The sequence below is a fragment of the Cellulosimicrobium sp. NPDC057127 genome (genome assembly GCF_042670945.1).
In the GTDB taxonomy this organism is placed as follows: domain Bacteria; phylum Actinomycetota; class Actinomycetes; order Actinomycetales; family Cellulomonadaceae; genus Cellulosimicrobium.
In genome coordinates this window covers 80,622-103,671 of the sequence record NZ_JBHUUP010000001.1, presented here as the reverse complement: position 1 = coordinate 103,671, position 23,050 = coordinate 80,622, and the positions used below count along the sequence as shown (strand labels likewise).

Here is a 23,050-nt window from a genome sequence, read left to right as displayed (position 1 = left end):
CGGGTCGCCCTCCGATCACCTCGAGATCGGTGGACGACCCGGGGTCCGGCGTACCGGGGCGTGGGCGAAGCGGGGGCGATCGAGGCTAGACAGCGCTGTCAGCGTCAGATACCGTGAGCGGACGTCCGACGACGGCGCGCACCGGAGCACGCCAGACCCCACGTCCTGTCGACGACGACACCGAACGAGGTCACCATGACGCACCCGACCCCTCCCGCCCGGCCGACCAGGCGCGCCCGACGGCGGCTGCGCCGCGGGACGGTCGCGCTGCTCACCACCGGCGCCCTGCTCCTGCCGGGCCTGCCCGCGCACGCCGAGCCTGCGCCGTCGGAGGGCCCCGCGACCGACGTCGCCGCGACCGACGTCCCCGCCCACGGCGCACCCGACCCGATCGCGGCCGACTACTACGGGGCTCTCCTGCGCCACACCCGGTGGGTCGAGACGGTCTGGGACGAGTCGGCCGGCGTGTACCAGGCAAAGGACATGAACTTCGCGGTCGTGCTGGGCAACGCCGTGCTCCTCACGCACGGCGAGTACGACGCCGAGCTCGCCGGGGTCCCCGAGGACGAGCTGCGCGCGCAGACGCTCGCGACGATCGAGCACTACGCCGCCACGAACCGCCTCGTGGACCCGGCCGGCAGCTGGGGCCAGCGGCTGTTCTGGGACTCCACGTTCCAGTCGTACTTCCTCGCCGCGGGCACCCTGCTCTGGAACGAGCTCGACGCCGCGACGCGCGAGAACCTCACGACCATCGCGACCGGGCAGTCCCGCTACACCGCCGACCTCGACTTCGGCCGCGACCCGATGTCCGGCGGCTGGACCGCGGACTGGCCCGACGGCAAGCACGTGGGCGACACCGCGCAGGAGGAGGTCGGGGTCTACACGCAGGCGCTCGCCCCCGGTCTCGCGTGGGCACCCGACGACCCCGACGCCGCACGCTGGGCCGACCAGCTCGGCGACTGGGGGCGCAACGCCGCCGGGCAGCCCACGGCGGACCGCAACAACCCTGCCGTCGTGGCCGGCGCGCCCGTGTCGACCAACACGATGCAGACGATCTACGACACCTACCTCGTGGAGAACCACGGGTCGTTCGGCCCGCACTACCAGTCGGACATCTGGCGCTCGGGTGCGCGCAACGCGATCCACTTCCTGCTGCACGACGAGCCGCTGCCCGAGATCCTCACGCGCCAGCCGAACTCGGCGGAGCTGTGGGAGTCCATCAGGCTCGTGATGTCCGAGCAGGGTGAGCCGTTCATGCCGATGGTCGCCGACCGCGAGTTCCTCTACGGCCGTGACGTGCTGCCCATGGCGTTCCTCGGCCAGGTGCTGCGCGACCCGGACGCCGCGGCGGCCGAGGCCGGTCTCGCCGCCGCGCTCGAGGACTACCAGGCCTACCCGCCGGTGGACCGCCTCACCAAGTTCTCGGGCGAGCCGAAGTACGAGCCCGAGGCGCGCGCCGAGATCGCGATCTCGTACCTGCTGCACGTCGAGGCCGCCGAGCGCGAGGACGGCCCGGTCGAGCCCACGCCGGCCGACGAGCTCTTCGAGCGCCTCGCCGGGGTCCGCGACTTCGGCGACGGTCCCGGTCTCACGGTCCAGCAGTCCGCGGACGCGTGGGCCGCTGCCGGGAGCCGCCGCGGCTTCGTGAAGTTCCCCTGGGTGCCCGGTCACGACTCGTGGCTGTTCCACGTCTCCGGGTCCACCCCGTACCTGTACCCGAACCCCGGTGCGACGGTCGACGAGCGGACGGTACGCACCTACACCACGCCGCGCGACGGCTTCGAGGGCACCTCGTCGGTGTTCCGCGTCGGTGACGGCTACGCCGGGCAGGTGACCCTGCCGACCGGCGCGGCGGTCTACGCCTCCACCGGTGCCGGTGCGGACGACGCGAGCCTGTCCGTGCGCAACCTCGACATGGACGGGTACTCGGGTCTGGACGGCTCGAGGACCTACACCACCGCGGCGGGCGAGACGACGGTGTCCCTGCCGGTCACGCGACCGGCGGACCCCGCGGACGCGAACGCCGCGCGCGTCGACGACCTCGCGTTCGCCCCCGTCACGGCGCGCTACGTGCGCGTCCTCGGCCAGGAGGGTCACCCGCGCTACGGGTACTCGATGTTCGCGCTGCACGCCTACGGCCCGGGGGACCAGTCCGACCTCGCCGCCGGACGGCCGGCCACAGCGTCGAGCGAGGACGCCGCGAACGGCCGCACCGCCGCGCGCGTCACGGACGGCAACCCGTCCACACGGTGGGCGGTCGCCGTCGGCGAGCGCACGCGCCCGGACAGCTGGATCCAGGTCGACCTCGGCGAGGAGACGACCGTCGACGCCGTGCGCGTGGCGTGGGAGGCGAGCGCCGGTGCGCGCTACCTCGTCCAGACGTCCACCGACGGGCAGACGTGGACCACGGCGACGTCGTACGGCAGGGCCGGCGCGGACGTGAACGTCGCGCGGCTCGACACCGTCGACCTCGTGCCCCCGGGCGCGCAGGCCCCGGCCCCGGTGACGACGCGCTACGTGCGGATGCAGGGCGTGCGCGGCAACCCCGAGTACGGGTACTCGCTCTACCACCTGCGCGCCTTCGCGCCCGACGGCACGGACGTCGCCGCCGGCCGCCCGGCGACCGCGTCGAGCGCGGACGGCAGCCACCCCGCGGGCGCGGTGACCGACGGCAGCCCGACGACGCGCTGGGCCGTCTCGCGCGACGACCGGCCGCGTGCCGACTCCTGGGTCCAGGTCGACCTCGGCGAGGCGGTCGACGTGGCGCAGGTCCAGTTCGGCTGGGAGGCCGCCGCGGGGCAGGAGTACCGCGTGCAGACGTCGCTGGACGGTCAGACGTGGCACGACGCCGCGTCCTACCGGTTCACCGGCGACGAGGAGCTGCGCGACGACGACGCGACGTGGATCGACGTCGAGGGCGTCGCGGGATTCGTCGTCCGCGATGCCGAGGGGACGCCGGGCACGGACGGCGCGATCAGCGTCTCGAGTCCGTCGGACACGCGTCACGTCGTGCGCCTGGCCGACGGCGCGACCGGACCGCGGCTCGTCGAGATGGTGCCCGGCGACGCGCAGGCGACGGCCGAGCAGGCGGCCCGTCGCGTGCCGACCGCCGACGCCGACGGCGTCCTGCTCACGTCCGTCGACGGGTACCTCGTCGCGTTCAACCTCACGGGTGCCGACGTGACGACGGACGTGACCGTCCCGCACGACGGCGGCCCGGTCCCCGTGCTCGACGGCACCCAGGAGATCGGCCCGACGGCGTCGACGCTCGCGCTGACCGTCCCCGCGGGCGACGCGGCGGTGCTCACGCCCCGCGCGACGGTGTCCGGGCCCGACGGCGGCGCACCGGTGGGCGCGACCGTCACCGTCGTGGACGCACGGACCGTCACCGTGGCCGGCGCGAGCTCGCCGGTGACCGTGCGCAACGCCGAGACGGACGACGTGCGCACGGCGGGGGCGACGCCGTCGGGCACGACGGTGCGCTTCGCGAGCGCGACGCCGTTCCCCGTCCCGGACCACGCCCTGAGCACGCTGACGTTCCCGGCGTCCGTCCTGCCCGAGGGGATGACGTCGCCCGCCCTCGCCGTCGACGGCGACGCCGCCACGGCCTGGGTGCCGGGGGCGAACGGCCGGATGGTCACCGATCTCGGCCGTCCGCGCGAGATCGGCACGGTCGTCACGACGTGGGAACGTGGCGGCGCGCCGGACGCCGTCGTCTCGGTGAGCGACGACGGCCTGACGTTCACCGACGTCGGGCAGGTCCGGGGAGGCGCCGCACGCGGCTCGCTCGCCGTGGACCGGACCGCACGCTACGTCGCGCTGAGCACCACGTGGGCGGACGGCGACCCGGGCCTCGCGACGCTCCGCGTCCTCGAGCCCGGGGCCGTCGATCCTGACGCACCGGGCGCCGCGGCGGTCCGGGCGAGCGCGGAGACGCGGTGCCTCGCCGGCCGGCCGTACCTCGCCGTCCGCGTCGTCAACGACGACGACGTCCCGCTCGACGTCGTGGTGGAGACGCCGTACGGGACGAAGGCGTTCGACGCCGTCGTCCCCGGGCGGAACGCGTACCAGGCGTTCGCCGTCCGCGACGCCGCGCCGGTGGCCGACGCCGCGACCGTCACCGCGCGGCCCACGGACCCGGCCGACACCCGCGAGACCGTGACCGTCCCCGCGCACGCCGCCCCCGCCTGCGACTGACCACGGGTCGTCGGCGCCCCCGCGACGGCCGCGGGGGCGCCGCCTCGCAGATACGCCGCACGGGTGATCCGCGCGCCCGGGCCGGCGTGGGAGGGTGCGCGCCATGGGCAGCCTCGACGAGCTCGACGACCTCCGTCCACCGCACCAGCCGCTGCGCCTGCGCCCGCCCCGGCACCGCGTGGACCCGCGTGCGGTGCGCTGGTGGGTGCTGCGCGGACTGCTGTCGGCCGGCCTCGTGACGGTCGTGCTCGGCGTCGTGGCGTGGCTGTGGGAGCCGGCGCGCGTCTGGCTCCTGCCGCTCGTCGCCGCCGCAGCCGTCTGGACGCTCGCCCGGACCCTCGTCGAGCCGCGCTGGCGCCACGCGGTCCACCGGTGGGAGACCACGGACCACGCCGTGTACGCGCTGTCCGGGTGGGTCGTGCGCGAGTGGCGCGTCGCGCCCCTCTCCCGGGTCCAGACCGTCGACGCGGTCCGCGGTCCGCTCGAGCAGGCGCTCGGCCTCGCGACGCTCGCGGTCACCACGGCGTCGTCGAGCGGCGCGGTGCGGATCCGCGGGCTCGACAAGGACGTCGCGGCCGAGCTCGCCGAGCAGCTCACGCTCGTCACCGAGCAGGTCCCCGGGGACGCGACGTGACGGCCGAGCCGCTCCCGGCGGGCACCGACGAGATCGGCGAGGTCGCCGCGGACTCCGCCGACGACGCGGTTATCGAGACCGCCGAGCCCGCCGGACGCGACGACGTGCCGTGGCTGCGCCTGGACGCGCGCATGATCGCGGTGGACCTCGCGCAGACCGTCCTGTCCCTCACGCCGACCGCGGTCGCGGTGTGGGTCTTCGGCGTCGACGCGAGCTGGGAGAGCCTCTGGCCGCTGCTCCTCGTCGGGGCCTTCGGCGTGCTCGGCGCCGTGCGGAACGCGCTGCGGTGGGCGTTCACGCGGTACCGCGTCACGGACGAGTACGTCGAGCGCCGCACCGGCGTCTTCGTGCGCCGCTACCGGTCCGTCCGGCGCGACCGCATCCGCAGCGTCGACACGACCGCGCGCCTGCGCCACCGCGTGGCCGGGCTGCGCGTGGTCCTCGTCGGCGCCGGGCAGCAGCTCGCCGCCATGGAGTCCGCGCTCGCGCTGGACGCCGTGTCCCGGCGCGACGCGGACGCGCTGCGCGCCGCCCTGCTGGCTGTGTCTCCCGTCGCCGAGGGCGCGGAACCACCGGCCGAGGACGTCATGGCGCGCTTCCGCCCGTGGTGGGTCGTCTACCACGTGGTCGGGGGCTGGTCGTTCGTCACGGCGGCCGGTCTGCTGTGGGGCGCGTACGGGATCGCGGCGACGTTCGGCGTCGACGCCGCGGGGTGGCTCGAGGACCTCGTCGACCGTGCGGCCCTCGGCACCGTGGGGACGATCGCGGCCGCCGTGGTGGTCACGGCGGTCGTCGGGGCGGTCGGCATGGGGGTCGCGTTCCTCACGACGTCGTGGGGCTTCGAGCTCGCGCGCGTGCCCGGCGAGCACGGGACGCAGCTGCGCACACGCCAGGGCCTGCTCACCACGCGCGAGGTGAACCGCGACGACCGTCGCCTGCGCGGCGTCCAGGTCGCCGAGCCGGTGCTCTGGCGCTGGATGGGCATGGCCGACACGCAGGTGCTCACCACCGGTCTGTCGATCCTGTCGACGTCGCAGCCGGCGACCGTCCTGCCCCGCGGTCCGGCGTCCGTGGCGTGGCCCGTGGCGCGCCGCGTGCTCGGTGCCGACCCCGACCCGCTGCGCGCGGCGCTCACCCCGCACCCGCGTCCCGCGCTGCGCCGCCGCCTGTGGTGGGCCACCGCGACCGCCGTCGTGGTCACCGCGGCGCTCGGCTGGCTCGTCGTCAACGGGGTGCTCCCGACCGCCGTCCTGTGGGCCGGGGCCGGGCTGTGGGCGGTCGGCCTGGTCGGGGCGGTCGTCGCCTACCGGGCCCTCGGCCACACGATCTCCGGCGCGTACCTCGTCGTCCGCTCCGGGCTCCTCAGCCGCGCGACGACCGCCCTGCGCCGCGACGCCGTGAGCACGGTCGCGCTGCGTGAGTCGGTGCTCCAGCGCCGCCTCGGGCTGCGCACCGTCTCGCTCATGACCGCGGCAGGCTACGGCGTCTACGAGGCGCCCGACGTCGAGGCCGACGAGGCGCTCGCGTTCGCCGTCGACGCCGCGCCCGGGCTGCTGGACCCCTTCCTCGAGCGCGCTCAGGCGCGGGGGCAGGAGCCGCCGCGCGCACCGACGGCATCGGTGTGAGGGTGGAGCCCATGCGCCTCGCGACCCGGACGTCCGTCCTCGCCGCCTCCGCCCTCCTCCTCGCGGCCTGCTCCTCGTCCCCGGACCCCGCGGCGCCCTCGCCGACCATCCCCTCGTCGTCCGCCCCCTCGCCGACCGGGTCGTCGGCCCCGACCACGGAGGCGCCCGACCCCTCGGCGCCGGCGGTGCCGACCGACCTCCCCGCGGACGTGATGCTGCCGGGTTCGGTCTGGGAGGCGGCCGGTGACCCGCGGGAGGAGTCCGAGGGCGCCACCGCATGGCGCCTGCCGGACGCCTGCTCGTCCGAACCCCCTGCCGACGCAGCCGCCATGCGCACCGTCCTCCAGGGCGACGGCGCCGCGGAGTCGCCCATCGGGGTGCAGCAGGTCGCCGTGTTCGCCGACGCCGACGCCGCGGTCGCCGCCGCGGACGGGCTCGACGCCGCGATCGCCGCGTGCGGCGCGACGGCTCCGGACGAGACCTCCGGCGGCACCACCTTCGTCGCCGAGCCGCTCGACGTCGGTGCACAGGGCGCAGGCCTCGCGACCGACCACTACGGTGCGTCGCAGAGCGGGGAGCTCGACGACGCGCTCGGCACCTACCTCGCCGCCACGCGGCGCGGGACCGCCGTCACGCTCGTGGCGCTCGACGGCGGCGAGAGCACGGTCGGGACGGCGCGCGAGACGGTCGTCGCGAACACGCAGGCGGCGTGGGACCTGCTGTGCCGCTACGACTCGGCGGGCTGCTGAGCGACCGGGGCGGTCACGCGACCGCGGTCGCCGGCACCGCACGGCCGAGCGCGCGGTACCGCCAGCCTGCGGCCGTCCACCGCTCGCGGTCGAGGGCGTTGCGCCCGTCGACCACGACGCGCCGCGCCGGGCGCAGCGCCGCCGGGTCGAGCGCGGCGAACTCGTCCCACTCCGTGAGGTGGAGGACGAGGTCCGCGTCGGTCACCGCCTCCTCGACCGACGCGACGTACCCGAGCGTCGGGAACGTGCGTGCCGCGGTGCGGGCGGCCTGCGGGTCGTAGACCCGCACGTGCGCGCCCTGGAGCTGGAGCTGGGCGGCGACGTTGAGCGCGGGCGAGTCGCGCACGTCGTCGGTGCCGGGCTTGAACGCCGCGCCGAGCACCGCGACGCGCTTGCCGAGCACGCTGCCGCCGCACTCCTCGACGGCGAGGGCGACGGTCCGCGCCCGACGCCGCATGTTGATCGCGTCGACCTCGCGCAGGAACGTCAGCGCCTCGTCGACGCCGAGCTCCCCCGCGCGCGCCATGAGGGCCCGGATGTCCTTGGGGAGGCACCCGCCGCCGAACCCGAGCCCGGCGCTGAGGAACTGGTGGCCGATGCGCGGGTCGTGCCCGATCGCCTCGGTGAGCGCGACGACGTCGCCGCCCGCCGCCTCGCACAGCTCCGCGACCGCGTTGGCGAACGAGATCTTCGTCGCGAGGAACGCGTTGGCCGAGACCTTGACGAGCTCGGCCGTCGCGAGGTCCGTGACGAGGAACGGGACGCCCGCGTCGACGAGCGGCCGGTACAGCTCGCGCAGCGCCTTCTCGTGCCGCTGGTCCGTGACGCCTACGACGAGCCGGTCCGGCCGCAGCGTGTCCTCGACCGCGCGCCCCTCGCGCAGGAACTCGGGGTTCCACGCGACGCCCACCTCGACGCCCTCGGGCGCGAGCGCTGTCGCGAGGTCCTGCAGCATCGCCGCGGTGCCGACGGGCACGGTCGACTTGCCGACGAGCAGCGCGTCCTGCCGGAGCTCGGGCACCAGGGCGCGCAGGGCTCCGACGACGTGGCTCGTGTCCGCGGCCATCGAGTCGCGGCGCTGCGGCGTGCCCACGCACACGAAGTGCACGTCGGCGAACGCGGCGGTCTCGGCGGCGGACGTCGTGAAACGCAGCCGCCCGCTCGCGGTGTGCCGCGCGACGAGCTCGGCCAGCCCGGGCTCGTAGAACGGCACCTCGCCGCGACCGAGCGCCTCGACCTTCGCGGGGTCGGTGTCGAGGCCGAGCACGTCGTACCCGAGCTCGGCGAGGCACGCGGCGTGCGTCGCGCCGAGATAGCCGGTGCCGACGACGGTCGCGCGCGGGCGGGCTGCGTCGCCCGGGGTGGTGGCGGGGGTGCCGGTGGTGCTCATGCTTCCTCCAGGAGTGTCGGTCCGGTGCCGTCGAGGACGGCGTCGAGCAGTCGTCCCGGCACGTCGCCGGGGGCGGGTCGGAAGGCGTAGACGGCGACGAGCCGGGCCCGCGCCGCGGTCGCCCACGCGGGCAGCGCGGCGAGCACGTGGTCGGCGGGCGCGTAGCCGTCGAGCACCGCGCGAGCGACGACGGCGGCGCGCGCGGTCGGGCACACGCCCTGGAGCGCGCGCAGCTCGAGGTGCACGAGGAGGTTCGCGAGGTCGAGCGCGGGGTGCGCGGTCGTCGCGAGGTCGAGGTCGAGCAGGCCGGCCCGGTCGGGGGCGCGCTCGTCGACGAGGAGCTGCTTGTCGTGCAGGTCGCGGTGCGTGGGCACGGGCGCGGCCGGCGGGGACGCGGCGAGCGCCCCCTCCACGTGCGTGAGCACGTCGTGCGCGGCGGACGCGGCCGCCGCCTCGTGCGCCACGGCCCACGACCACCACCGTCCGACGACGGCCAGCTCGGCGTCCGCGTCGTGCGCGGCTGCGTCGTGCCCGGCCGCGACGTCGGGCCGCTCGCTCCGGGGCCCGCCGCCGTCCTGCAGTCGCCGCAGCCCGTGCCCGACGGCGCGCCCGGCGCGCAGGAGCACCGTGTCGGGGACCACCGGGTCGGCGAGGAGCGCGTGGAGCGTGCGCCCCGGGAGCGCGCTCGTCGTCGCCGACCCGTCGCCCCGGGACAGGACCGCGGGGGTCACGAACGCGTCGTCGGGCACCGCGGGAGCCGGGACGGTCCGCCCGGGGCGGACGAGCTTGGTGAACGTGCCCGCCGGGTCCCGCACGACGCCGCGCCGTCCCGGCCGGTGCGCCACCAGCAGCGCGCCCGGCCGGCGTGCTGCCGCGGCGAGCGCGCGGAGGTGGAGGTCCGCGCCGTCGTGCTGGAGGACGACGGACCCGCGGTCCGTCGTGACGACCGTCCCGTCCGGGCCGAGCCGCCCCGCCACGCGCGTTGCCCGGGCGGCGTCGGCGAACCACTGGCCCGCGGCGAGCCGCACCGGGTCCCCCGCCCCCTCCGCGCGCTCGGCGCCGACGAGGAGCAGGTGCTCGGCCGAGCGGGGCAGCGCGGCGCGCAGCGTCCGGCCGTCGTCGGCGAACCGGACGGCGATCTCGACCGCGCGCGGCGCGTACCGGACGCGCGCCGTGCCCGCGCCACGCGCCCCGGCAGCGCGCCGGCCGTCGACCGGCCGCGGTTCGCGCTGCGCCACCGATCCCGGTGCGGCGTCCCCGTCCACGGACAGCGCCTCCTCGACCGCCCGGGCGACCGCGCCGCGGCGGTCCAGCACGGCGCGCGCGGCGTCCACGAGCGCGGCGCACGCGTCCTGCCACGCCGGCTCCTGACGGCGGAACGGCTCGGTCGCGCGTCGCAGCAGGTGGTCGGCCGTGGCGACGCGCACGGCCGCGGCGTCGGCCGCGCCGCCCGCCGCGCGGTACCCGTCGAGCACGGCCCGCACGGCGGCAGGGGCCCGGCGGTCGTCGTCGCGCACGAGCGACGCGACGAGCGAACCGAGGTCGTCCGCGAGGCCGCCCGGTCCGGCGGCGTCCGCGTCGACGAGCGCCAGCGTGCCGTCGGGAGCGAGGACCACCTGGTCGAGCGAGAGGTCGCCGTGGGCCGGCACGCGCCGGCCGGCACCCGCGCCGTCCGCGGCGGAGCCGACACGGTCGGCGACGCGCCGCGCGCCGTCGGCGAGGTGCGGCAGGAGCGCTGCGACCGCCTCGGCCGCGACGGCGGCGGGCGTGCACGACCCGTCGTCCACCGCCTCGTCGGCTTCGTCCGCTGCCTCCTCCACCGCCTCGTCGACGGCCTCCTCCGTCGGCGTCGGCCGCTGGAGGGTCGCGACCGTCTCCCCCACGCGCCGCAGGAGCGCGGCGTCGCGCGGGAGGCCGTCGAGCGGCGTCCCGTCGAGCCACGTCGTGACCACGAGACCGAGCGTCTCGTCGACGGCGAGCACGACGGGCGACGGGACCGGCCCGCCCGCGAGCGCCGCGTACCCCCGCACGACGCGCGCGACGTCGCCGGGCCGGACGGCGCGCACGAGGAGCGGTCCGCCGGGACCGTCGGCGCGGAGCACGGCGCGGCGCTCGGGGTTGTGCCGCACGAGCCGCGGGGTTCGGTCGAGCGCGCCACGCAGGTGCTCGGGGAGCGTCGCGGCGAGGGCGGCGCGGCCTGCGTCGTCGGTGAGGACGCGGATCCCCGGGACGCCGCGGTCGGCGCGCCACGTCGTGACGACGAGGCCCGCGTCGCGGTCGACGAGCAGGACGTCGGACGGCTCGGCCCTGCGGACGGTCTTGTCGAGCTTCGGCAGCGCGTGCGGTGCGTAGGTGCGCACGACGACGCCCTCGGGCTCGTGGCCGCGCACCGACCACGTCGCGGCGACGACGCAGCTCGTCCCGGGCTTGAGCCGCAGGTACGGCCGGGTGAGCGTCCCGGGCGTGCCGGTCGCGTCGGCGAGGCGGTCGGCGAGGGCCGCGAGGTCGGGTACAGCGGGTACAGCAGTTGCAGCGGGTACAGCAGTTGCAGCGGGTGCAGCAGGCGCAGGAGACGCAGCGGGCACGGCAGGCTCAGTCACGGTCTCAGCCACGGGTCACCGCCTCCCGGTCGCTGCTCGCTCCGCCGACGGCGGCGGGCCCCAGCACGTCCGCCGGCCGGCCCTGGGCGACGACGCGGCCGCCCTCGACGCGCGCGACGCGGTCGCAGCCGCGGGCCGCGGCGAGGTCGTGCGTGATGACGATCGTCGTGCGACCGGCCGTGAGGCGGGCCATCGCCTCGACGACCTCGCGCTCGGTGTCCTCGTCGAGCCCGGTCATCGCCTCGTCGAGCACGACGATCGGCGCCTCGAGGATCGCCGCGCGGGCGATGGCGATGCGCTGACGCTGGCCGCCGGAGAGCGTCGCGCCGCGCTCCCCCACGACGGTGTCGTACCCGTCGGGCAGCGCCATGACGAAGTCGTGCGCGCCCGCCAGCCGCGCCGCGCGCTCGACGTCGGCGTCCGTCGCGTCGTCGAGGCCGGTCGCGATGTTCTCGCGGACCGTGCCGCGGAACAGCACGCTCTCCTGCAGCACGACGGCGACGGACGTCCGCACGCTGCGCACGGTGAGCTCGCGCAGGTCGTAGCCGTCGATGCGCACGACGCCCGCGTCCGGGTCGCGCAGCCGCGACAGCAGGGAGACGAGGCTCGACTTGCCCGCGCCGGACGCCCCGACGACGGCGATCCGCTCGCCGGGCCGGACCGTGAGGTCGAGCCCCCGCAGGATCGGGTGGCCGGGCGCGTACGAGAGCCACACGCCCTCGAAGCGCACGGAGCCGCGCACCTGGGTGAGCGGGCGCGCCCAGGACGCGTCCACGACGTCGGGCCGCTCCTCGAGCACGTCGACGACGCGCTCGCTCGACGCCGCCGCCTGGGCGATGCGGCCGGTGTACTTCGCGATGTCGCGCATCGGCTTGAACGCCGCCTTGAGGTAGGTGAGGAACACGGTGAGCTCCCCGGGCGTGAGGGCGCCGTCGAGCACGCGGCGCGCGCCGACGTAGAGCACGAGCGCGGTCGCCGCGCCGACGAGGACGTCGGTCGAGCGCTCGAGCCCGGCCGAGAGCCGCTTGGCGCGCACGCCCTCGCGCAGCGACGAGTCGTTCGAGCGCGCGAACCCCGCGCGCATGCGCTCCTCGAGCGAGTAGGCCTGGACGACCTTGACCGCCGACAGCGTCTCGGTCGCGAGCGCCGCGAGGTGCCCCTCGGCCTTGCGCTGGTCGCGCGAGACGCGGCGGATGCGGCGCGTCAGTCGCGTGCTCGTGAGGAGGAAGACCGGCAGGACGACGAGCATGACGAGCGCGAGCTGCAGGTCGAGCACCGCGACGACGACCACCATCCCGACGAGGGTCACGACGTTGCCGATCATGGGCAGCATCGCCGTGACGGACACCTCCTTGAGCCGCCCGACGTCGCTCGTCACGCGGGTCACGAGGTCACCGGTCGGGGTGCGGTCGTGGAACGCGAGCGACAGGCGCTGGAGGTGGTCGTAGAGGTCGGCGCGCACGCCCGTCAGGACACGGTTGCCGGCGAGCGCGAAGCACACCGTGCTCGCGTACGCGGCGAGCGCGCGCAGCGCGGCGATCACGAGGAGCGACAGCGCGGCGAGGAGGATCACCGTGCCCAGGTCGGCGGGCGCCGGCCCGGCGGCGGTGGAGCCGGTCGCCGCGACTATGCCGTCGACGACGAACTTCAGCGGCCACGGTTCGAGGAGCCGCATCGCGACCTCGCCGAACATCGCGAGCGTGCCGAGCACGAGCAGGCGGCGCTGGGGCCCGACGTGCTCGCGCAGGTGCGGCCACGACCGCCGGAACGACCGGCCGGTGCCGCGCAGCGACGTGCGGGGACTCCGCTCAGCCACGGGACACCTCCCCGACCGGCAGCGCGACGCCCGCGAGGTCGAGCGCGCGCCCGACGACGACCGTCCAGTCGTGCCGTGCGACGGCGGCCTCCCGAGCCCGGGTGCCGAGCGTCGCGCGCCGCGCCGGGTCGGCCGCGAGGGCGACGAGCGCGTCGGCGAGCGCCGCGGCGTCGCCCGGCGGGACGAGGAGGCCGAGCGGGGCGCCGTCCGCGCCGGTGAGCGCGGCGGGCAGCTCCCCGATCGCGCTCGCGACGACGGGCAGACCCGCCGCGAGGTACTCGTACGCCTTGAGCGGGGAGAAGTAGAAGTCGTCGAGCGCGGGGTAGGGCGCGACGCCGACGTCGGCACGGTGGAGCAGCGCGGGCACGTCCGACGGCGCGACGGCGCCCGTCCGCTCGACCACGTCCCCGAGGCCGAGCCCGCGGACCCGGTCGTCGACGGCGGCCGCCTGCGGCCCGTCGCCGACGACGAGCAGCCGGGCGCGGGGCACTCGCGGCAGGACCAGCGCGAAGGCGTCGAGCAGCACGTCGAGGCCGTGCCACGGCTTGAGCGTCCCGACGAACGCGACGGTGAACCGTCCGTCCGGGCGGTGCGCGGGGGTGACCCGCGCGGTGTCGACGCCGTTGGGCAGCACGTGCACGCGCGCCGGGTCGGTGGCACGCTCGGCCGCCCATCGGGCGACGGGTCCGCTCACCGCGACGACCGTCCCGGCTGCGCCGATCGCCGCCCGTGCGCACCGCTCCGCGGACTCGGCGTCGACGAGCTCGCGGTGCCGTGCCTGCTCGGCGGGCAGCGGCGCGTTGACCTCGAGCACGGACGGCGTGCCGCTCCGCCGCGCCCACGCGGTCGCGGCCGTCCCCCACAGCGAGTACCGCTCGTACACGAGGTCGAGCCGGCCGTCCGCGGCGAGGGCGTCGAGCACCGGGCCGACGAGCGCGTCGGCGGCGCGCAGCGCGATCTCGCGCTCCGCCGTCGTGCGGGTGGGCACGACGGGCACGGGGTGCACGACGACGCGGCCCGGCCCGGCGAGGAGGTCCGCCGGGACGTCGTCGCCGGGGCGCACGGTGACGAGGTGGACCGTCACACCGGCACGGACGAGCACGCGCAGCAGGGCCTGGACGTGGACCGACGAGCCCTTGCGCCCGAACACGGGCACGCCGGGGTCGGTGCTGACGTACGCGACCCTCATGCCGCCCTCCCCGCGTCGGCGACGGTCACCGTGTCCGCGCGGTCGGCGTCGGGGCGCGCGCCGGCTGCGGGCGCCGCCGCGGAGCGCAGCACGTCCAGCAGCGCGGCCGACGTCCGCTCGACGTCGAACTCCGCCTCGACGAGGGCGCGGGCGCCGTCGGCCAGCCGGGACGCCAGGCCCGGGTCGGCGAGCACGCGGCCGAGCGCCGCGGCGAGCGCCGCGGCGTCACCCGGCGGGACGAGCAGGCCCGTCTCCTCGTCGCGCACGGCCTCCGGGATGCCGGTGACGGGCGTGGACACGACCGCCGTCCCCGCGGCCATGGCCTCGAGCAGCACGGTCGGCAGGCCGTCGCGGTTGCCGTCCGCGCCGAGCACGCACGGCGCGGCGAGGACCGATGCCCGGGCGACGACGTCGCGCACCCGGTCCTGCGAGAGCGGGCCGTGGAAGGTCACGTGGTCCGCGACGCCGAGCCGGTCGGCGCGCTCGCGCAGCGCCCCGTCCTCGGGCCCGGTGCCGACGAGGTCGAGGTGGACGTCGCGCCCGTCGCGCACGAGGAGGGCGAGCGCGTCGAGCAGGTCGGCGAAGCCCTTCTTCTCCACGAGGCGCCCGACGGCGGCGACCCGGCCGGGCACCCGGGGCGCGCACGACCGTGCGTGCTCGTCGAGGTCGAGGCCGTTGTAGACGCGGCGCACGCCGTCGGCCGCGCGCCCGAACGCCGTGCGCAGGTGCGCGAGGTTGTGGTCGCTCACCGTGACGACGGCGCGCGCGCCGGCGAGCTTGCGGCGCAGGTCGGCCGGGTCGACGTCCTCGTGGAAGATGTCCTTCGCGTGCGCGGTGAACGTGTAGCCGACGCCGAGCACGCGCGCCGCAAGACGGGCCACCGTCGTGGCGACCGACCCGAAGTGGGCGTGCAGGTGCGTGATCCCGGCGGAGCGGGCCGCGACGGCGACCTCGAGCGCCTGGGCGGCGTCCTCCGGGTCGGCGGCGACGAGCTCGTCGAGCGCGCCGTCGCGGAGCGCGGGCGCGAACAGCACGTGCGCCGCGCCGAGCGCGCGCCACACGTCGGACGGGCGCGCGGTCCGGGGCACGTAGTGCACCGGCGCCCGCACGGCCGCGAGCGACGCGTGGAACCGGGTGTCGACGGGGGCGCGCAGCGAGAAGATCTCGATCTCGACGCCGCGGCGCTCGAGCCCGCGCACCTCGTTCACGACGAACGTCTCCGAGAAGCGCGGGTACATCTTCGTCACGTACCCGACACGCAGGGCGGTGGTCTCAGGCGGTCGCACGGTGGTCCTCCTCGGTCGGGGCGGGCGCTGCAGGCACTGGCGTGGTGGGCACGGTCGTGGTGGGCACGGTCGTGGTGGGTGCCGCGCGGGCGCGCTCGACGAGGCGCGCGACGAGCGACGGGACGCGCGCGAGGCCGTCGAGGTCGACGTCGAGGGCCGGCCGGGCGCCGGCACGCCCGCCGGCCCGGGGCCGGGTGGCCGAGCCCAGCCACGCGGCGACCCGCTCGGGGGTGGGCTCGTCGTCGAGCACGTCGAGAAGGCCCAGCTCGGCGAGGCGACGGGCACGGACGAGCTGCTCGGCGCGCGGGTGCGTCCGGGGCACGACGAGCGCGGGCCGGCCGCTCGCGAGCACCTCGCACACGGAGTTGTAGCCGCCCATCGTCACGACGGCGAGCGCCCCCTCGACGAGCGGGACGACGTCGCGCACGAACGCGCGGACCTCGAGGTCGGGACGCGCGAGCGCGGCGCGGTGCAGGGCGGCGCGCGCCGCCGCGGGCAGGTACGGGCCGGTCACGAGGACGCCGCGCACGCCGTCGGGCAGGGTCGCCTCGGCGAACGCCGTCGCGAGCCCGGCACCGTCCTGGCCGCCGCCGACCAGGCACAGGACGTAGGGCGCGTCCGGCAGCGCCGTGGGCACGGTGGCGGCCGTGCTCGCGGTCGCCGGGAGCCGTGCCGCCCGGGCGGCCGCCGTCGCGGACCGGCCGCGGCCGAGGTATCCCGTGAACACGGTCCGCCGCGCGACGACGTCGGGCAGCGCGTACTCGACGAGCGGGTCGTAGACGCGCGCGTCGCCGTACACCCACACCTCGTCATAGAGGCGCTCGACCACCGACGTGCTGCGCTGGTCGTCCCACTCGCGCACCGCGACCTCGGGCACGTCGAGCACGTCCCGCAGGCCGAGGACGCACGCCGTGCGACCTCGCGAGCGCAGGCGCTCGAGCGCCGGGCGCAGCTCCCCGCCGACGCCGAGCGGCACCTTGTCGACGACGAGCACGTCGGGGCCGAAGGCGGCGAGCGCCCCGTCGAGGACGCCGGCGCGCACGGTGACGACGTCGTCGAGCGTGCCTCCCCAGCGGCGCGGCCCGTACCCGGCGGCGGGGTCCTTCGCGACGCCGGGCAGCGTGACGACCTCGGTCCGCGGCGGCAGCGGCAGGCTCGTCGCCTCGGCCGCGCCCGACAGGAGGAGGACGTCGGCGTCCGGGTCCGCGGCGACGACGGCGCGCGCGAGCAGCGAGGTGCGGCGCACGTGGCCGAGGCCCTGCGTGTCGTGCGAGTACAGCGCGACCCGCCGGCGGGCGGGGCGACCGCCGGGGGCGGGAAGCTCGGGTGCCGTCATGGTGGCCACCCTGTCGACGGGGGGTGAGACACCCGTGAACGCGCGGTGAGAGGTCTCTCATGCCGCGGCACGGCACGAGCACGTCATGTGAAGGGCTTCACATGACGTAGGGTGGCGGCGTCACCGTCACCGGCGGGAGGTGGGCGCCTCGGACCGGAAGGAAGCGCCCATGTCCCACGTCGACGTCGCGAGCACGCCGCGCAGCACCTCGACCCTGCCTCGGCCCGGGATCGGCCTCGTCGTCGCTCGCCGGCCGCGGATCTCCACGGTCGACTGGCCCGGGGTGCTCGCCGCGACGGTCTCCACGCGGGGCTGCCCGTGGCGCTGCGCGTCGTGCCACAGCCCCGGGTTCCGAGACCTCCCGGCACCCGGGGCGCCGCCGCCGGACGACGAGCTCGACTGGCCCGGCGTCGTCGCGTGGCTGCGGCACCGGCGCGCGCTGCTGGACGGCGTCGTCCTCGCCGGCGGGGAGCCGACGCTCCACGTGGGCCTGCCCGACGCGGTCGCCGAGGTGCGGTCGCTCGGCCTCGGCGTCGGGCTGCTCACGAGCGGCGCCTGGCCCGCGCGGCTGGCGCGCGTGCTGCCCCTCGTCGACTGGGTGGGGCTCGAGATCAAGCACCTGCCGTCGCGGTACCGCGCGGCGACGGGCAGCGCGTCGTCGGCGCGCCGGGCGTTCGAGTCCCTCGCGGTGCTGCTGCGCTCGGGCGTCGACCACGAGGTGCGGACGACCGTCGACCCGGTCTCCCACACGCGGGCCGACCTCCTCGCGCTCGGCGAGCACCTGCGGAGCCTCGGCGTCCGCCGTTGGGCGCTGCACGACCCCCGTACCGACGGCGCCGACCCGTGCTGGGTGGCGGCCGTCGGCGGGCGGGGGATCGACGACGTGCTCGAGGAGACCGACCTCGCGTGGGCGACCCGGAGCCGTCAGACGGTCGCGGGCTCCTCGGTGACGAGCGGGTAGACCCCGTTCTCGTCGTGGACCTCCCGGCCGGTGACCGGCGGGTTGAACACGCACACGCACGTGATGTCGGTCCGCGGACGGACCTTGTGCTTGTCGTGGTCGTTCAGCAGGTAGAGCGTGCCCGGCGCGAGCGGGTGCACCTCGCCCGTGGCGAGGTCCTCGATCTCCCCCTCGCCGGAGGTGATGAACACCGCCTCGACGTGGTTCGCGTACCAGAAGAAGCTCTCGGTCCCGGCGTACAGGGTCGTCTCGTGGACGGAGAAGCCGACGCGCTCCTTGGCGAGCACGATGCGCTTGCTGCGCCAGTTCTCCGTCTTGATGTCGGCGTCGGTGTCGGTGATCTCGTCGAGCGTGCGCACGATCATGGGGAACCTCCGGATGGTGACGGCAAGGGGGCGCGGGCCGGGGTCACGACGACGGCCCCCGGCCCGCGCGGTCTGGACGGCTGCGGACGGGTCAGGACAGGACGGCGGCGAGCGACGCCTCGATGATCGCGAGCCCGCGGCGCAGCTCCTCCTCCGTGATCGTCAGCGGCGGGAGCAGCTTGACGACCTCCCCGTACGGTCCGGAGGTCTCCATGAGCAGACCCCGCGCGAAGGCCTCCTGGCACACCCGGCCGGCGACGTCGCCGTCGGCCATCTGCAGCCCGCGGGCCAGGCCGCGACCCTTCGAGACCAGCCCGTGGTCCGGGTAGCGCGCGACGAACGTGTTGAAGTGCGACTCGATGAGCGCGCCCTTCGCGACCGTCGACCGCTCCAGGGCGTCGTCGGACCAGAACGTGCGGATCGCCTCCGCGGCCGTGGCGAACGCCGGTGCGAAGCCGCGGAACGTGCCGTTGTGCTCGCCCGGCTCCCAGATGTCGAGCTCGGGGCGCACCAGCGTGAGCGCCATCGGCAGCCCGTACCCGGAGATCGACTTCGAGAGGCAGATGATGTCCGGGACGATCCCGGCCTCCTCGAAGCTGAAGAACTTGCCCGTGCGGCCGCAGCCCATCTGGATGTCGTCGACGATGAGCAGGATGTCGTGCCGCTTGCACAGGTCGGCGAGCCCGCGCAGCCACTCGGCGCGCGCGGCGTTGATGCCGCCCTCGCCCTGCACCGTCTCGACGATGACGGCGGCCGGCTCGTTGAGCCCGCTCCCGCCGTCCTCGAGCAGACGCTCGAGGTAGACGAAGTCGTCGACGTCGCCGTTGAAGTAGTCGTCGTACGGCATGGGCGTCGCGTGGACGAGCGGGATGCCCGCCCCGCCGCGCTTCATGGAGTTGCCCGTCACGGACAGCGCGCCGAGCGTCATGCCGTGGAACGCGTTGGTGAAGTTGATGACCGACTCGCGCCCCGTCACCTTGCGCGCGAGCTTCAGCGCGGCCTCGACGGCGTTCGCGCCGCCCGGGCCGGGGAACACGACCTTGTGGTCCAGACCGCGCGGACGCAGGACCGTGGACTCGAACGTCTCGAGGAACTCGCGGCGCGCGCTCGTGAGCATGTCGAGGCTGTGGACCATGCGGTCGTCGACGAGGTAGTCGACGAGGACCTTCTTGAGGCGCGGCTCGTTGTGCCCGTAGTTGAGCGAACCGGCGCCGGCGAAGAAGTCGAGGTACTCGGTGCCGTCCTCGGCGTGGATCGTCGCACCGCGCGCGCGGTCGAACACGACCGGCCAGGCGCGCGAGTAGCTGCGGACTCCGGACTCCAGTGCCGTGAAACCGGTCGGGTCGTCGGCGGCGTTCGTGCCGGCGGTCGGGAGTGTCGGGGTAGTCACGAAGGAGCTCTCCTTGTGGTGGTGCGCACGGGTGCGTTGCGTCGTGGGGGCTGCGTCGTCACCCGTGCGCCGGACCGGCGCAGCCCAAGGTCTGCGGTGCGTCAGCGTGGGTGCACGCCGTCGACGACGAGCATCGGCTCGTCGACGTGGGAGTCGGGGAACTGGTCGGCGGTGAAGAGCGGCGTCGTCTCGATGGTGGCGCCACGGCGCGCCGCCCAGCGGACGAAGAGCGCGCGCGAGGCGACGTTCTCCTCGGCGACGGTGGTCTTCAGGGTCGTGACGTCCGGGGCGGCGTCGACCAGCGCGTCGAGCAGGCGCCCGGCGACACCGCGCCCCCGCACGGCCTCGTCCACGGCCACCTGCCACACGAACAGGTGCGCGACGTCGTCCGGCAGTCGGTAGCCGGTGACGAACCCGACGACACGCTCTCCGTCGGCCTCGTCGGCGTCCGGCACGACGGCGACCCGGCAGGTCTCGGCGAAGTGCTCGGCCAGGATCAGGTACGCGTACGACGAGTTGAGGTCGAGCTCGCCGGAGTCGCGGGCGACGCGCCACATTGCGGCGCCGTCGGCCGCGGTCGGGCGGCGCACGGTCACCGGTGCAGCACCGACGGAGGTGTCGACGGGGGCACCGACCGGGTCGGCCGGCACGGCAGCGGAGTCGCTGCCGGTCGTGCTCGGGGTCGAAGGAACGGAGGCCGCGGCGTTCGTCGTCGTGTCCATACCGCCGACGACCATAGACACATGTCGGCCGGACGCGCACCTGTCGATGGCGATCTCATGACCATCCGGGCCCTGACGGTCCGGAGTTATCCGCACGAGACTGCGGATACGGGCCCGTGCGTCACGATCTGATCACAGAGTCGTCCGTCGTCTCCCATGCTGAGATGCGCTGCGGACACGATGCCCGGTCGCTCACGGCCCCGGGGGGCGGCGCGCACAGGACGGACGACGCCCCAACGACGAACGGCCCCACCCGAGAGGGTGAGGCCGTTCGTGTCGGTGCGCCCGGAGGGATTCGAACCCCCAACCTTCTGATCCGTAGTCAGATGCTCTATCCGTTGAGCTACGGGCGCTGGTCGTGCTGCCGCTGATCGCTCATCGGCCGTCGAGAAGACTACCCCGTCCTGCTGGCGATCCCAAACCGGAACCTGCCCCTGGCCCCGGACGTGACCGAGGCCACGACCCGGTACCCCCGGTGCGACGCGTGCCTCCGCGCGTCCTCCTCCCGCCGCAGCCCCTGTCCTCCCACGGTCTGACCCGGGCCGGCCGACGTCCCGCCCGCAGCCCGACGCGACGCCACCACCGCACGCCGGACGATCGGACCATGACGTTCACCGGCCCTGCACCCGCCCCCAGCGGCTCGCCCCTCGTCGCGAGCGGCCTCACCAAGGTCTACGGCACCGCCCTGGCCACGACGCACGCCCTCGCGGGCGTGAGCATCACGGTCCACCCGGGCGAGTCGCTCGCGATCATGGGCCCGTCCGGCTCGGGGAAGACGACCCTCCTGCACTGCCTCGCGGGGATCGTGACACCCACGTCCGGCTCCGTCGCGTGGCGCGGCGACGACCTCACGACGCTGTCCGAGTCGCGCCGCACCGTCCTGCGCCGCGAGGACTTCGGCTTCGTCTTCCAGTCCGGGCAGCTCCTGCCGGAGCTGCCCGCCGTCGAGAACGCGGCGCTGCCGCTCATGCTCGCCGGCACGTCGCGCACCGACGCCACCGCCGTCGCAGCCCGCTGGCTCGCGCACCTCGGCCTCGCCGGGATGGAGCAGCGCCGTCCCGGCGAGCTGTCCGGAGGCCAGGCGCAGCGGGTCGCGATCGCCCGCGCGCTCGTCGGCTCGCCGGGCGTCGTCTTCGCCGACGAGCCGACCGGGGCGCTCGACCAGTCGACCGGCGCGGAGGTGCTCGACGTCCTGACCCACGCGACCCGCGCGTCCGGGGCGGCGCTGGTCGTCGTCACGCACGACGCCGGTGTCGCGCGACACTGCTCGCGCACCGTCACGATGCGCGACGGACGCATCTCCGGCGAGTTCTTCGCACCCGGCGCCACCGCGACGACCGCGGGCAGCACCACCGAGGAGGGCGTGCGATGAGGACCGTCGACCTGTGGTGGCTCCTGCGCCGACGCAGCGCGGACGACCGCGACCCGCAGGGCCTGACGAACGTCCTCGCGGTCGTCGCGTTCGCGGCGACGACCGCGATCCTGCTCGTCGTCATCGGCGGGTTCGGCGCGTTCCTCGACCGCGCGGGCGGCTTCGAGGGCGTGGCCGAGGGCGCGAACGGCCCCGTCACGGAGTACGCGAGCCAGTACCCGATCTTCGCGGGCATCGCGTCGCTCCTGCTCCTCGTCCCCCTCGTCACGCTCGGCGGCGCCGCCGCGCGCCTCGCCGTCGCCCGCCGCGACGCGCGCCTCGCGGCGCTGCGCCTCGCAGGCGCCACCACCGGCCAGGTCACCACGCTCACCGTGCTCGACGCGGCGGCCCAGGCCGTCACCGGCGCGCTCGCCGGGATCGTCGGCTACGGCGTGCTGCTCCCGCTCGTCGCCCAACTCCGGTTCCAGGGCCGCACCTTCGGGATCGGCGAGCTGTGGGTCGGCGTGCCGGCCCTGCTCGCCGCCGTCGCGCTGGTCGTGGCGGTCGCGCTCGTGTCCTCCCTCGTCAGCCTGCGGCGTGTCGCCATCACCCCGCTCGGCGTCGCGGCCCGCGTCACTCCCCCGGGACTCAAGGCCGTCCGCCTGCTCGCGACGGGTGTCGCGTTCGTCGCGATGGTCGTCGTGACCAACGTGTCGTTCGGGTCCGCCGCCCTCGCGATCACGCTCGTCGTCGGCATCCTGCTCGTCGGGTTCGCGACGCTCAACCTCGTCGGACCGTTCGTCATCTGGCTCGTCGGCAGGATCACCGCCGGCACCGCCCGCCGCGTCCCGACGCTGCTCGCGGGGCGCCGCATCGCCGACGACCCGAAGACGGCCTGGCGCTCCGTCGGCGGCGTCGCGCTCGCGACGTTCATCGCCGGCATGGCGAGCATCTTCGCGCTGCTCGACGCCGGCGCGGCGTCCGACCCGGCGGAGGCCCAGCTCCTCGTCGACCTGAAGACGGGCGGCTTCCTCACCCTCGCCATCGCGGGCGTCCTCGCCGCCGTGTCGACGGGCGTCATGCAGGCGGGCCGCGTCGTCGACCAGCGCGGCGAGTACCGCACGCTCGTCCTCGCCGGGACGGACCTGCGCACGCTCGACCGGGCACGGTTCCGCGAGACGCTCGTACCGCTGGCCGTGAGCGTGGGCGTCGCGACGGTCATGGCGCTCCTGTTCATGGTCCCCGTCATCGGGCTCAACACGTTCGCGAACGCCGGCGTCGTCGTGCAGTTCCTGCTGTGCGTGGCGGCGGCGTCGGGCCTCGTGCTCGCGGGAGCGGGGGCGTCACGGTTCGTCGTCCGGTCCGTGCTCGCGACGTCGGGCTCGGCCTGACACGCGCCACCGCCCGGGCACAGAAAAGGCTCCGGGCGCGTGGCTGCC

16 protein-coding genes and 1 tRNA gene are annotated in these 23,050 nt (G+C 76.0%); 7 read left to right on the top strand and 10 right to left on the bottom strand.

The window, feature by feature from the left end; genetic code table 11:
• Positions 1-195 precede the first annotated feature (195 nt).
• The 4 genes from ACFTZA_RS00425 (at position 196) to ACFTZA_RS00410 (ending at position 7,205) form a co-directional block, all read left to right on the top strand.
• Positions 196-4,197 (top strand): discoidin domain-containing protein, encoded by a 4,002-nt coding sequence (locus tag ACFTZA_RS00425; RefSeq protein WP_378189558.1) that lies wholly within the window; start codon positions 196-198, stop codon positions 4,195-4,197.
• Positions 4,198-4,300: 103 nt separating this feature from the next.
• Complete coding sequence (locus tag ACFTZA_RS00420) at positions 4,301-4,831, top strand: PH domain-containing protein (RefSeq protein ID WP_378189556.1); 531 nt, start codon at positions 4,301-4,303, stop codon at positions 4,829-4,831.
• The gene (locus tag ACFTZA_RS00415) at positions 4,828-6,456 is read left to right on the top strand and encodes a PH domain-containing protein (RefSeq protein WP_378189554.1); all 1,629 of its coding nucleotides are present in this window, start codon (positions 4,828-4,830) and stop codon (positions 6,454-6,456) included. Before ACFTZA_RS00420 ends, ACFTZA_RS00415 begins: the two co-directional genes overlap by 4 nt.
• 11 nt (positions 6,457-6,467) lie before the next feature.
• On the top strand, positions 6,468-7,205 hold the full coding sequence (locus tag ACFTZA_RS00410; RefSeq protein WP_378189553.1) for a hypothetical protein: 738 nt from the start codon (positions 6,468-6,470) through the stop codon (positions 7,203-7,205).
• 13 nt (positions 7,206-7,218) lie between these two features.
• Here the strand turns inward: ACFTZA_RS00410 and ACFTZA_RS00405 are convergent, their stop codons facing one another.
• Genes ACFTZA_RS00405 through ACFTZA_RS00380 form a run of 6 tightly spaced genes read right to left on the bottom strand, consistent with a single transcriptional unit; the run spans position 7,219 to position 16,822 of the window.
• Positions 7,219-8,595, bottom strand: coding sequence for a UDP-glucose dehydrogenase family protein (locus ACFTZA_RS00405; protein WP_378189551.1), 1,377 nt, complete (start codon positions 8,593-8,595; stop codon positions 7,219-7,221).
• Positions 8,592-11,195 carry a hypothetical protein gene (locus ACFTZA_RS00400; protein WP_378189548.1) on the bottom strand — a complete coding sequence of 868 codons (2,604 nt, stop codon included), beginning with the start codon at positions 11,193-11,195 and terminating at the stop codon, positions 8,592-8,594. Before ACFTZA_RS00400 ends, ACFTZA_RS00405 begins: the two co-directional genes overlap by 4 nt.
• Before the next feature lie 4 nt (positions 11,196-11,199).
• Entirely contained in the window at positions 11,200-13,011 is a 1,812-nt protein-coding gene (locus ACFTZA_RS00395; RefSeq protein WP_378189546.1) for an ABC transporter ATP-binding protein, read from the bottom strand.
• A complete protein-coding gene (locus tag ACFTZA_RS00390; protein WP_378189544.1) occupies positions 13,004-14,200 on the bottom strand; it encodes a glycosyltransferase family 4 protein in 1,197 nt (398 codons plus the stop codon). Before ACFTZA_RS00390 ends, ACFTZA_RS00395 begins: the two co-directional genes overlap by 8 nt.
• The gene (locus ACFTZA_RS00385) at positions 14,197-15,486 is read right to left on the bottom strand and encodes a glycosyltransferase family 4 protein (protein WP_378189542.1); all 1,290 of its coding nucleotides are present in this window, start codon (positions 15,484-15,486) and stop codon (positions 14,197-14,199) included. Before ACFTZA_RS00385 ends, ACFTZA_RS00390 begins: the two co-directional genes overlap by 4 nt.
• Positions 15,473-16,822 (bottom strand): glycosyltransferase family protein, encoded by a 1,350-nt coding sequence (locus tag ACFTZA_RS00380; protein WP_378189538.1) that lies wholly within the window; start codon positions 16,820-16,822, stop codon positions 15,473-15,475. The genes ACFTZA_RS00385 and ACFTZA_RS00380 overlap by 14 nt, the downstream gene beginning before the upstream one ends.
• A gap of 169 nt (positions 16,823-16,991) precedes the next feature.
• Between ACFTZA_RS00380 and ACFTZA_RS00375 the strand changes: the two genes are divergently transcribed.
• Positions 16,992-17,783 (top strand): anaerobic ribonucleoside-triphosphate reductase activating protein, encoded by a 792-nt coding sequence (locus ACFTZA_RS00375; RefSeq protein WP_378189535.1) that lies wholly within the window; start codon positions 16,992-16,994, stop codon positions 17,781-17,783.
• Here ACFTZA_RS00375 and ACFTZA_RS00370 read toward each other — a convergent pair.
• The 4 genes from ACFTZA_RS00370 to ACFTZA_RS00355 form a co-directional block, all read right to left on the bottom strand.
• A complete protein-coding gene (locus ACFTZA_RS00370; protein ID WP_378189533.1) occupies positions 17,747-18,148 on the bottom strand; it encodes an ectoine synthase in 402 nt (133 codons plus the stop codon). The genes ACFTZA_RS00375 and ACFTZA_RS00370 overlap by 37 nt on opposite strands.
• Before the next feature lie 91 nt (positions 18,149-18,239).
• A complete protein-coding gene (gene ectB, locus ACFTZA_RS00365) occupies positions 18,240-19,538 on the bottom strand; it encodes a diaminobutyrate--2-oxoglutarate transaminase (RefSeq protein ID WP_378189531.1) in 1,299 nt (432 codons plus the stop codon).
• A 101-nt stretch (positions 19,539-19,639) separates the two neighbouring features.
• A complete protein-coding gene (ectA, locus tag ACFTZA_RS00360; RefSeq protein WP_378189529.1) occupies positions 19,640-20,260 on the bottom strand; it encodes a diaminobutyrate acetyltransferase in 621 nt (206 codons plus the stop codon).
• Between the two features lie 280 nt (positions 20,261-20,540).
• Positions 20,541-20,613 (bottom strand) — tRNA-Arg (locus tag ACFTZA_RS00355).
• Positions 20,614-20,864: 251 nt separating this feature from the next.
• On the opposite strand from ACFTZA_RS00355, the gene ACFTZA_RS00350 reads away from it, so the two are divergent.
• Positions 20,865-21,632 (top strand): ABC transporter ATP-binding protein, encoded by a 768-nt coding sequence (locus ACFTZA_RS00350; protein ID WP_378189527.1) that lies wholly within the window; start codon positions 20,865-20,867, stop codon positions 21,630-21,632.
• Positions 21,629-23,002, top strand: a complete 1,374-nt coding sequence (locus tag ACFTZA_RS00345) for a hypothetical protein (RefSeq protein WP_378189524.1) — start codon at positions 21,629-21,631, stop codon at positions 23,000-23,002. The genes ACFTZA_RS00350 and ACFTZA_RS00345 overlap by 4 nt, the downstream gene beginning before the upstream one ends.
• The last annotated feature ends 48 nt before the right edge of the window (positions 23,003-23,050 follow it).

Bases quoted from the DNA above. Each gene is read 5' to 3' on its own strand.
- ACFTZA_RS00410 (WP_378189553.1), top strand. From the start codon at position 6,468: ATGCGCCTCGCGACCCGGACGTCCGTCCTCGCCGCCTCCGCCCTCCTC.
- ACFTZA_RS00350 (WP_378189527.1), top strand. From the start codon at position 20,865: ATGACGTTCACCGGCCCTGCACCCGCCCCCAGCGGCTCGCCCCTCGTC.
- ACFTZA_RS00420 (WP_378189556.1), top strand. From the start codon at position 4,301: ATGGGCAGCCTCGACGAGCTCGACGACCTCCGTCCACCGCACCAGCCG.
- ACFTZA_RS00425 (WP_378189558.1), top strand. From the start codon at position 196: ATGACGCACCCGACCCCTCCCGCCCGGCCGACCAGGCGCGCCCGACGG.
- ectA (WP_378189529.1), bottom strand. From the start codon at position 20,260: ATGGACACGACGACGAACGCCGCGGCCTCCGTTCCTTCGACCCCGAGC.
- ACFTZA_RS00370 (WP_378189533.1), bottom strand. From the start codon at position 18,148: ATGATCGTGCGCACGCTCGACGAGATCACCGACACCGACGCCGACATC.
- ACFTZA_RS00375 (WP_378189535.1), top strand. From the start codon at position 16,992: ATGTCCCACGTCGACGTCGCGAGCACGCCGCGCAGCACCTCGACCCTG.
- ACFTZA_RS00345 (WP_378189524.1), top strand. From the start codon at position 21,629: ATGAGGACCGTCGACCTGTGGTGGCTCCTGCGCCGACGCAGCGCGGAC.
- ACFTZA_RS00405 (WP_378189551.1), bottom strand. From the start codon at position 8,595: ATGAGCACCACCGGCACCCCCGCCACCACCCCGGGCGACGCAGCCCGC.
- ACFTZA_RS00380 (WP_378189538.1), bottom strand. From the start codon at position 16,822: ATGACGGCACCCGAGCTTCCCGCCCCCGGCGGTCGCCCCGCCCGCCGG.
- ACFTZA_RS00390 (WP_378189544.1), bottom strand. From the start codon at position 14,200: ATGAGGGTCGCGTACGTCAGCACCGACCCCGGCGTGCCCGTGTTCGGG.